We start from the raw sequence: 972 nt of genomic DNA on the forward strand, positions 1-972 counted from the left end.
AAAAAAGAGAAAGTACTACAGAAGGTATAGAAAACATTATAATTTCCCTTTATGCAAAAGGGATGAGCAATAGTGATATAGAAGAACAAATACGAGAACTTTACGATTTTAACATCTCCACAAGTACTATATCAAGAATTACCGATAGTATTACCAATGATATTATAGCTTGGAAGAATAGACCTTTAGAAGCAACATATCTTATCGTTTGGATGGATGGAATCGTTTTTAAAGTTAGAGAAAACTCTAAAGTCATCAACAAAACCATTTACATTGCTGTAGGTTTGAGAACCGATGGTAAAAAAGAAGTACTTGGTTTATGGTTAGGGAAGAATGAATCTTCTGCTTTTTGGATGAGTGTTTTAACAGATATTAGAGCTAGAGGAACACAAGATATCTTAATCACAGCAACCGACAATTTAAATGGGTTTACAGATACAATTAAAACTGTTTTCCCTAATTCTGTTACTCAAATATGTGTGGTGCATCAGATTAGAAACTCCTGTCGCTATGTTGTTTGGAAAGATAAAAAAGAGTTTACTAGAGATATGAAACAAATCTATACGGCACCTACAAAAGAAGCTGCAAAGGCATCCTTAAAAGACTTTAAAGATAAATGGGACTCTAAATATTCTTATGCTATTAAAAGTTGGGAAAATAACTGGGATGAACTTACTGTATTCTTTGATTTTCCTATTGAAATAAGAACTATAATTTATACCACAAATCTTATAGAAAATCTCAACGGGAAAATTAGAAAATATACTAAAAACAAACTCTCATTCCCAACTGATGAAGCTGTCATGAAATCTGTTTTTTTAGCCCTGAGAGAAAGTACTAAAAAGTGGACAATGCCAATTAGAAATTGGGGAATTATACTTAATCAATTTTTAGCTATATTTGAAAACAGGATTAAACTATAAATAATTTAACCCTGAGTTTTTTAACTTACACAGATTTTAGGATAGTGTC

The 972-nt window shown here is 31.0% G+C and carries 1 protein-coding gene; it reads left to right on the forward strand.

Translation table 11 applies throughout. The annotated features are described in order from the left end of the window. A partial coding sequence (locus GQS58_RS16845) for an IS256 family transposase (protein ID WP_166388052.1) occupies positions 1 to 923 on the forward strand: 923 nt, incomplete at its 5' end. Positions 924 to 972 lie beyond the last annotated feature (49 nt).

Origin of the sequence: Polaribacter sp. 11A2H (assembly GCF_011379025.1) — a bacterium.
In the GTDB taxonomy this organism is placed as follows: Bacteria; Bacteroidota; Bacteroidia; order Flavobacteriales; family Flavobacteriaceae; genus Polaribacter.